Here is a 9,010-nt window from a genome sequence, read left to right on the forward strand (position 1 = left end):
AAAAAACCAAAGTCACCCAAGAGCTACCAAGTTTTAAAGCACTAGGCAAAGATGGACTTTGCCGTTTACTGTTTTACGAGACTAGGCTTTTGTATCGACTTTTAACGGGTAATTTAGTAAAGTGATTGAAGACATATAATAACCAGCGATCGCATTTATCTGGTCGTGGCACTGGAGGTCTTCTCGCCCAAGGTGATAAGATAAAAAACTAAGTCTTTGAAAATATGACAAAGGATTTATCTATCATGACACCCTCTTTAGCTAACTTTCTCTGGAGCCTTGTTTTAGGTGCGGTTATCGTCCTGATCCCTGCCACTATTGGTTTGATTTTCATCAGTCAATACGACAAGATCAAACGCACTTAATTTAATTTAACTCTAAAATGCCTAGACCGATTCCGTCTGGGCATTTTAGCTCATTTTAGAACTGGCAAGAGCGATCGCACCGACTACCCGATATCCCTCTGTGCGTAAAACCTGCACAGCCTCCTCAATCGTGGTACCCGTGGTATAAATATCATCAATTAAGAGAATCGGCACTGATTTCGGTAAATTTTTCCCCAATTGAAAAGCCGCTTGCATCGTCTTTTTTCTTTCCTCGGCTGCCAGACTAAATAAGGCTGCCGTGTTCTTAATCCGAATTAACCCGCTACTAGCCAGAGAATAACCGGTTAAACGACAAAAACCCTCGCCAATGACTTCTGCTTGATTAAAACCCCTTTCCCTTAACCTTTCTGGGTGGAGAGGGATAGGAATCACCGTCAAACGTTTATCAGTGAGGGGAGGACGCAGCAGCCAAGTTTCCCCCATGCAACTGCCTAGCAAAGAGCCGAGAGCGGGATAGCGATCATATTTCATTTTAGCGATCACCTGTTTTAATTTACCTTCGTAGCGTCCCCAGATAAACAGGGGAATAGAACCATGCCAGAGAAAAAGCGGGTTATTCTGACGATAGGCCTGTAATTGTCGCCCACAATCACGGCAAAGCTCTCGATCGCTCTGCCGTTGACAAAGAGGACAGGCAGACTTAAGAAATAAAGCGAGAAAAGGTTCGAGCATGGGAAGCAAAAGTTTTAGCTAGATCCTGATTTCCATCGTCAAAAACGGTCAAATAATGGGGATTACTCCGCTCGATCGAAAGACTGATTCCTTGCGCTCCTTCAGACTCTAGATCTTGGAGATAACCCCCCTGATGCTGTTGTGCTTCCTCAAAAGAGGCAAAGGGACCAAAATAGTAAATACAGTGGGGATAAAGGGAGGTAATTTTCAGCCACCAAGGTGTATTATCGTCAGAAATTTTATTTGTCTCCAAGAAAGATAAAATCATGTTCTGGTATTGATAGGGTACAGGGATTGCAGGAATCAAGGACAGGTTTTGAGGAACTTTGCCCCTATAATTCCCGTTTGCTGGCCAAAAAGTCGAGCTTCTGGCCAAAGAGATTCTTTTTATCGTATTAGAGTAACAAGGGGATCGGTCGCAAAATCGAAAGAGATTCTAAAAATTCCCCTCAGCCAAGGGGAAGCGGATCGAGATAGGATAGTAAAAAGTTTTTTTGTAGAAAGCTAAGGGGATAAGATAACTATGAGCCAGATCACGGACACAGATAAGAGTCTTGAGGCGATGAAGAATTTTGCCGAACAGTACGCTAGACGCACAGATACTTACTTCTGTAGCGATCTCTCGGTGACAGCCGTAGTAATTGAGGGATTAGCGCGTCATAAGGACGAATTAGGCGCTCCTTTATGTCCCTGTCGTCACTACGAAGACAAAGAAGCGGAGGTAAAAAATACTTTCTGGAATTGTCCCTGTGTGCCGATGCGGGAACGGAAAGAATGTCACTGTATGCTGTTTATTACCCCCGATAACGAGTTTGCTGGGGAAGAACAGGCAATTTCCCTCGACTATATCCAAGAAGTCCGCGAATCGATGAAGGGGCATTAGTATAGGGTAATGACAGCCAGCGCTTTTGGGCAAGGAATCGACGAATTTAATCGCCAGCAATTCTATGCTTGTCATGATACCCTAGAGGCTTTGTGGATGGAGTCCGCAGAGCCTGAAAAAACCTTTTATCAAGGCATTTTGCAGATTGCTGTCGCTTGTTATCATCTAGAAAATAATAACTGGCGCGGGGCGGTAATTCTTTTGGGAGAAGGGGTTAGACGTTTACAACACTATCAACCCGATTACGAGGGGATCAACGTGACGCACCTGGTGGGGGAGAGTTTGGATCTATTAAACTTTTTACAGAATCTCGATCCCCAAGCTTTACCGGCAGTGCTAGAAGCGATGAAAAGCAATCAGGAACATCCTCATCCCCACCTCGATCGATCTATCTGTTCTCTGCCGAAAATCATCAAAACTCATCCCGTTCTCTAAAAAGCTAGATTAGTTAGTCAATACAATTACGTCTATAGGTGACATTTCTATGAGAGCAAGATCCGCAAAAATCAGGGGATGGCTAGTTGCCCTCGTTTCTACCGGCTTAATGGTGGGATTAGGTAATTCTCCCCTAGTCAAGGCACAGCAGGATATTGTACCAGGTAATGCCATGACAGTGCGATCGGATATTCAAGAGGCAAACTCAAAAACGGGCGTAATTACTGCCAGGGGTAACGTACAAGTGTTCTATCCTGCCCGCAAAATGCAGGCCACTTCTGCCCAAGCTCAGTATTTTAGCCGCGAACGTCGTTTAGTGATGACGGGTAATGTTTATGTTTTGCAGGAAGGCAACAGTATCCGCGCCGAAACGATGACTTATCTAGTCGATGAGGGCAGATTTATCGCTACTCCCCAAACCAGTCAGCAGGTGGAGTCAATTTATTTAGTCAAAGATAACGAAACTTCCCCCCAACCAGCTGCTTCCCCGACACCCGCACCCATACCTTCCCCTTCCCTCCCTGCTGCCCCAATTATTAACCCGCAGTGATTAGGAGTCAGGAGGCAAAAGGCAAAAGGCTCTCTTATTCTTTGTGTGATAAGTTTAACTTATATAGTAGCGATCGGTCTTTGTGTCCTCTGTGTCTCTGTGGTTCCTTCCACTCACTGCCCCAAGACTGTATCTTAGAATACATTTTACCCACCAAACCTAAGAGAGCCAGCAAAAGGCAGCTTTGTTCTCCCCACTTCCCCACGTCCCCAAACCCCAACACCGGATAAAGATGACTTTAGTATTAGAAAATATCCATAAATCCTACGGTAAAAGGCTCGTGGTTAACCGAGTGAGTATTACTGTTGCCCCGGGGGAAATCGTCGGGTTATTGGGACCAAATGGTGCAGGGAAAACCACAACTTTTTATATCGCCACGGGATTAATTAAACCGAATCAAGGGCGCGTTTGGCTCGATCAAAAAGAAATTACTAAATTACCCCTTAATCAGAGGGCGCGTCTGGGTATTGGCTATCTGACGCAGCAGGCTAGTATTTTTCGTTATTTAACTGTATCAGAAAATATTCAGTTAGCCCTAGAACAGTCGGGAGTGCCTTTTTCCCAACGGGCAAATCGTCTCTATGATTTATTAAAAGAATTTCGCCTCGATAAGATTGTTGGCACTAAAGGCGCTTACGTTTCTGGAGGAGAAAGAAGAAGGACGGAATTAGCTCGCGCTTTAGCCGTGGGAGTCAACGGACCAAGATTTTTATTATTAGATGAACCCTTCGCTGGGGTGGATCCGATCGCTGTGTCCGAGATTCAAACGATGATCGCTGGTTTAAGGGATCGTCAGATGGGAATTTTAATTACCGATCACAATGTGCGAGAAACTTTGGCCATCACTAATCGGGCTTATATTATGCGCGAAGGGCAGATTTTAGCGGCGGGAAGTGGCGAAGAACTTTATAATAATCCTCTGGTGCGTCAGTATTATTTGGGTGACAATTTCTTAAGATAATTGTTATTAATAAAAAATCGCTGCATTATATCATGAAAGTTAGCAATTGGCAAGTAAATTTAAGTAGAATACCCGGATTTACCATCTTAGATCGCTATATTTTTGTCGAGTTATTATTGCCCTTTCTATTTGGTATGGGTTTATTCACTTCCTTGGGAGTGGCGATCGGCACTTTATTTGATTTAGTGCGACGGATTACTGAGTCGGGTTTACCTTTTACTTTGGCCTTAAAAATTCTCTTATTAAAAATGCCAGAGTTTATCGTTTTAGCCTTTCCCATGTCGATACTTTTAGCAGCTTTAATGGCCTACAGTCGTTTAGCCAGTGATAGCGAATTGATTGCTTTTAAAAGTATTGGAATTAGTGTTTATCGCCTAATAATTCCCGCAATTGTGCTAAGTTTAATAGTGACGGGATTAACCTACGTTTTTAATGATTATGTGGCCCCAGCTGCCAGTTATGAAGCTAATGCTACCATGACGAAAGCCCTGCGACCAAATCGCAAATCTTTTATTGAAGATAATATTATTTATCCTGAATACGGCAAAGTGCGGCCACCGGATGGAGGGGAAGCGCAAACGGTATTAAGAAGGTTATTTTATGCCGAAAGATTTAACGGTCAAGAAATGTTAGGTTTAACCATTCTCGATCGCACCCAACCGGAAGTTAATCAAATTATTACCTCAGAATCAGCTTCTTGGAATATTGAGAAAAATATCTGGGATTTTTATAACGGTACAATTTATCTAATTGATCCTAATGGTTCCTATCGTAATATTGTCCGCTTTCAACATCAACAATTAGCCCTACCGCGTACCCCTTTAGATTTAGCTTTTCGGGGCCGAGATGGTTCAGAAATGACCCTAAGACAAGCGCGGGAATACCTAGAAATACTGCAATTAAGCGGCAATCCTACCAAAATTAGAAAACTACAGGTTCAAATCGAGCAGAAAATATCTTTACCCTTTGTTTGTTTAGTTTTTGGCATGATTGGGGCGGCCTTGGGATTACGTCCCCAAAATTCTAATAAAGCCACCAGTTTTGGTATTTGTATTGTCCTAATTTTCTCCTATTATCTCCTATCTTTTGTCACCAGTTCCTTAGGAATTGGAGGAGTTTTAACTCCCTTGATGGCCGCTTGGTTGCCTAATATTTTAGGATTAACTGCTGGAGGAATTTTGTTACTTCAATCCGCTAAGTAATCGAGGGTTAGCGGTGGGGTAAAAATTGATAATCATCAAATTTCTAGGGCTAATTTATATAAACGACTGCGGGATAAATTAGTAACTTGTGCTAATTGTCTGCTGGCTTGCGATCGACTAACTCCCCGTTCTATAATTTGTTTTAATTCCTGTTTTAATTCCTCGTCGGATAATTGGATATTATCGGCCTGATCGTTGCCCATAACTACGATGGTAAATTCCCCTTTAGGAGTTTTATTCTCCCGATATAAATTAATCGCCTCGGCGATAGTTCCTCGCCAAATTTCCTCGTAAAGCTTGGTTAATTCCCGACCTAAAACTATCTTTCTCGTTGGGCCGAAAGTTTCGCGTAAATCCTCCAAAGTCTTAATAAGTTTGTGAGGTGCTTCATAAAAAACCATCGTTCTCGTTTCAGTTTTTAAACCCTCTAAGCGCTCTTGTCTCAGCTTTTCCTTACCCGGAAGAAATCCTTCAAAACAGAATCTTTCCGTGGGTAATCCCGACACCGCTAAAGCAGTAATTACCGCCGTTACTCCCGGGATGGGAACCACTTCGATCTGAGCTTCTATACAAGCTTTAATTAACTCATAACCCGGGTCAGAAATCCCCGGCATTCCCGCATCAGCAACCAAAGCGATATCCTGACCTTGGCTGAGAATATTTAATAACTGATCGAGACGGGAAAGGCGATTATGTTCATGGTAACTAATTTGAGGGGTTGAAATATCAAAATGTTGCAATAATTTGCCCGTGTGTCTGGTATCTTCCGCAGCAATTAGAGAGACTTTTTTGAGAGTTGCCAAGGATCGGAAGGTCAGATCGTCTAAATTGCCGATCGGCGTGGCCACCACATACAATTTACCGAGATTATTCATAAATTGGCTAAAAATAGGCTGGTTGGTCGTATTTTCAGTGATCAGTAAACGTTAAACAGTAGGCTGACGACTGAGAACCGATCGCTTTTGTCTGTTCAGGGATCACTCAAATAGGGTAAAGTAGGTCAAGGTATGCTCACCCTGTTATTGCATTAATCTAGTCTAAGGAGAACGTCTTAGTAATGTTAACCCTAAAAATCGCCGTTTATATCGTTGTTTCCTTCTTTGTCTTACTTTTTATCTTTGGCTTCCTTTCTGGCGATCCTACCCGTAACCCCGGACGCAAAGACTTTGAGTAGAAGACAATTATCAAACCGGTTCTAGGGTAGAGACACAGGGAACAAGTTATCGGACTTTCCCTGTCTCCCTAGAAATAATGATCGTGGTAGTATCATTGAGGTTCGCTCGTCCTCTATTTCGATCGCCGACTCGTGCAGTCATGTCTTTTTTTCTCTTAGCTGTTGAACCACCTGCCCTAATTAATACTGTAGCTGAACCGGAAACGGAGGAGCGCCAAGTTTCTGAAAATAGTCCCACTTCTGTAGTTCCCCTCCCTGTCACCCCAGCACATCTAGAAGCAAAAAAGCCTTCAGAAGAGAGCGTTTCTATTCCCCTCACCGTCACTCCACCCCCGGAAACCGTCGAGGTAAAACCCTTGGTTCCCGATCAGGGTATTCCCTTAGAACCTTTACCTAGCAGTGCCGGTGATGCGGCAGCTTTGGGAAAACCCCTTTCTATTCAGAATTCTCCACCCCCCGCAGCCGTTGGTGTCGCCATTCATCCCGAAACCGAGATAGTTTCAGGATTAAATCAAAAAGCTCTCAACCAGAAAAATGGCTCAACTCGGCTATTAGTGCGGAAAAAAGGCGAAAAAACCAGCCAAGAATACTTGATTTCCCTCAATAACAGCCTAGCTCAGACCGCTGCAGTTAATCCAGAAGGGGAAAAGCCCCTAGAATTGGTGGCCGATGAGCAGGAATTTGACCAAAATCGGCAGATTATCACCGCTAGAGGTAATGTCACCCTACGTTTTGCCCAAAGTGTACTAACGGCCGATCGCTTACAGATTAATCTCCCCGAAAAGTTAGCGGTAGCGGAGGGCCAGGTGATCCTAACCCGGGGAGATCAAATCCTGCGCGGCGATCGCTTTGAATATTATTTCGTCCAGGATAGCGGTGTGGTATTTAATGCTAATGGGGAGATTTTTCAACCCAGCACCGCTAGGGATTTAGGACAAACGCTGCCCACGGATGTGGGGGCCGGTAGTTCTTTTGGAACCCTAACCGATCGTTTGGCATTAAATCAACCCTTGCAGAGAATCACTACGGGAGAGGGTTTTCAATTTGTTGTCGGGGGACAGGATCCCAGTCGGCGCGATCGACAGAATATTAGTAGTCCATCGGGAGGAACGATTAATCGTGTCCGTTTTCAGGCCGAACGCTTGAATTTTGATGGTAAGGTGTGGAATGCCACTAATGTGCGTCTGACTAATGACCCTTTTTCCCCTCCTGAATTGGAAGTTCGGGCTAATTCCGCCACTTTTCGCAGTACCGGCCCCTTTACCGATGAGTTGCGGATGAGTAATTCCCAGTTGGTTTTCGATCAACGGGTAGTGGCACCCACTTTTATTAATAGTCTTACGTTCGATCGCCGTCGTCGTCGTCCTTTTTTAATTGCCCCAGGCTATGATGGGGAGGATCGGGGCGGATTTTTCGTAGAAAGTCCCCTAACTTTAGTGGAGACACCGAAGACTCTTTTTGAGTTGACACCGCAATATTTAATTCAAAAAGTCCTCAATCCTGATGCTTTTCCCTCAGCTAACCCCGGAGGTGGGGAAGTTTCGCCCCTTAGTCCGAAAGCTTTTGGTTTATTGGGCAATTTTGCCACTAATTTTGGCGAGCGCTCGTTTTTGCAAGCAACAGCCTCTTTTTCTAATTTAGATTTGGAACAGATCGAAAATACTGTTCGTTCTAAAATTCGCTTTCAACAGACGATCGGACAGTTGCAGGATCCCTATCTGCTCAATGTGGAGTACAATTATCGCGAGCGTCTCTTTAACGGTTCTTTGGGGTTTCAGACGGTTAATAGCAGTTTTGGGGCAATTTTGACCTCACCGGTGATTGTCGTCCCCAATACGGATATTAGACTCAGTTATCAAGCTTCTGTTCAGAATGTTAACGCACCCACCGATCGCAGTGATCTCTTAGCGGCCAATGCAACGGATAATGTCACTAATTTAAGTCGTTTTCAGGGTGCTGTCTCCCTCAATCGCAGTTTTTTACTCTGGTCTGCTCCTACTTTACCACCGACTCCCGACCAAGGGTTAAGATTTTCTCCTCTTCCCGTTCAACCCTATATTGCTCTTGTCACTGGTGTCACCGGTGTCACCAGTTATTACACTAATGGAGAGACGCAAAATTCCGTCACGGGAACCGTGGGATTATTAGGGCAGTTTGGGCGTTTTTCCCGCAATTTTTTCGACTATACCGGGTTTAATATTAGTTTTAGTCAGGGTTTGGTTAACGGACAATCACCCTTTTTCTTCGATCGCTTTGTTGATCAACAAACCATGTCCTATGGTATAACTCAACAGGTATATGGTCCGATTCGCGTGGGTTTCCAGAGCATTTATAGTATCGATCAAGCGAAGGAAATCAGTACAGAATATTTTCTCGAATGGAGTCGTCGCACCTATAGTTTAATTTTGCGCTATAACCCGGTGCTGCAGTTGGGAATACTCAACATCCGCGTGTCCGATTTCAACTGGACAGGTAACCCCGGCTATTTTGAGGGTAGCGATGTCCGTCCAGTGGTGGATGGAGTCACCCGTTAAGACTAGAAGGGAATTATGAATGATGAATTATTGTGTAAGATGGTGATCGCACTACAACGCCCACCCTACTCCAATGGAAAGGCTATAGATGACTACTACCCTTGAAAGCTTACAGGAATTTATTGATTTTTGTCAACAGCATATTACTGGCAAAGAAAGGAAAGAAGCTCAGATTTTCCTAGACCGTTTCTTTCGAGCTTTTGGTCATAAAGG

At 44.0% G+C, this 9,010-nt stretch carries 11 protein-coding genes; 8 read left to right on the plus strand and 3 right to left on the minus strand.

From position 1 onward, the window contains the following. Nucleotides 1-245: 245 nt before the first annotated feature. On the plus strand, nucleotides 246-365 hold the full coding sequence (gene psbX, locus MiAbW_RS18435; protein WP_002733679.1) for a photosystem II reaction center X protein: 120 nt from the start codon (nucleotides 246-248) through the stop codon (nucleotides 363-365). A gap of 45 nt (nucleotides 366-410) precedes the next feature. Here the strand turns inward: psbX and MiAbW_RS18440 are convergent, their stop codons facing one another. Together MiAbW_RS18440 and MiAbW_RS18445 are read right to left on the minus strand one after the other, a co-directional pair. Then, on the minus strand, nucleotides 411-1,058 hold the full coding sequence (locus tag MiAbW_RS18440) for a ComF family protein (protein ID WP_151697275.1): 648 nt from the start codon (nucleotides 1,056-1,058) through the stop codon (nucleotides 411-413). Next, nucleotides 1,027-1,326, minus strand: coding sequence for a DUF1816 domain-containing protein (locus MiAbW_RS18445; RefSeq protein WP_151697276.1), 300 nt, complete (start codon nucleotides 1,324-1,326; stop codon nucleotides 1,027-1,029). Before MiAbW_RS18445 ends, MiAbW_RS18440 begins: the two co-directional genes overlap by 32 nt. Nucleotides 1,327-1,581: 255 nt before the next feature. Here MiAbW_RS18445 and MiAbW_RS18455 point away from each other — a divergent pair, with 255 nt between their 5' ends. The 5 genes from MiAbW_RS18455 (at nucleotide 1,582) to MiAbW_RS18480 (ending at nucleotide 5,089) form a co-directional block, all read left to right on the plus strand. Next, entirely contained in the window at nucleotides 1,582-1,941 is a 360-nt protein-coding gene (locus MiAbW_RS18455) for a ferredoxin-thioredoxin reductase catalytic domain-containing protein (RefSeq protein ID WP_151697278.1), read from the plus strand. A 9-nt stretch (nucleotides 1,942-1,950) separates the two neighbouring features. Beyond that, nucleotides 1,951-2,376, plus strand: a complete 426-nt coding sequence (locus MiAbW_RS18460; protein WP_151697279.1) for a DUF309 domain-containing protein — start codon at nucleotides 1,951-1,953, stop codon at nucleotides 2,374-2,376. Nucleotides 2,377-2,425: 49 nt separating this feature from the next. Continuing rightward, on the plus strand, nucleotides 2,426-2,926 hold the full coding sequence (locus MiAbW_RS18465; RefSeq protein ID WP_151697280.1) for an LptA/OstA family protein: 501 nt from the start codon (nucleotides 2,426-2,428) through the stop codon (nucleotides 2,924-2,926). A gap of 232 nt (nucleotides 2,927-3,158) precedes the next feature. Next, the gene (gene lptB, locus MiAbW_RS18475) at nucleotides 3,159-3,887 is read left to right on the plus strand and encodes an LPS export ABC transporter ATP-binding protein (RefSeq protein WP_151697282.1); all 729 of its coding nucleotides are present in this window, start codon (nucleotides 3,159-3,161) and stop codon (nucleotides 3,885-3,887) included. A 32-nt stretch (nucleotides 3,888-3,919) separates the two neighbouring features. Continuing rightward, complete coding sequence (locus tag MiAbW_RS18480; protein ID WP_151697283.1) at nucleotides 3,920-5,089, plus strand: LptF/LptG family permease; 1,170 nt, start codon at nucleotides 3,920-3,922, stop codon at nucleotides 5,087-5,089. Between the two features lie 35 nt (nucleotides 5,090-5,124). Here MiAbW_RS18480 and rsmI read toward each other — a convergent pair whose 3' ends face one another. Beyond that, complete coding sequence (gene rsmI / locus MiAbW_RS18485) at nucleotides 5,125-5,964, minus strand: 16S rRNA (cytidine(1402)-2'-O)-methyltransferase (RefSeq protein WP_151697284.1); 840 nt, start codon at nucleotides 5,962-5,964, stop codon at nucleotides 5,125-5,127. A gap of 182 nt (nucleotides 5,965-6,146) precedes the next feature. Between rsmI and MiAbW_RS18490 the strand changes: the two genes are divergently transcribed. Together MiAbW_RS18490 and MiAbW_RS18495 are read left to right on the plus strand one after the other, a co-directional pair. Beyond that, on the plus strand, nucleotides 6,147-6,263 hold the full coding sequence (locus tag MiAbW_RS18490; RefSeq protein ID WP_002732356.1) for a photosystem II reaction center protein I: 117 nt from the start codon (nucleotides 6,147-6,149) through the stop codon (nucleotides 6,261-6,263). A 140-nt stretch (nucleotides 6,264-6,403) separates the two neighbouring features. Next, nucleotides 6,404-8,797, plus strand: a complete 2,394-nt coding sequence (locus MiAbW_RS18495; protein WP_151697285.1) for a DUF3769 domain-containing protein — start codon at nucleotides 6,404-6,406, stop codon at nucleotides 8,795-8,797. The last annotated feature ends 213 nt before the right edge of the window (nucleotides 8,798-9,010 follow it).

The organism is Microcystis aeruginosa NIES-4325, from assembly GCF_008974145.1.
Lineage (GTDB): Bacteria > Cyanobacteriota > Cyanobacteriia > Cyanobacteriales > Microcystaceae > Microcystis > Microcystis aeruginosa_G.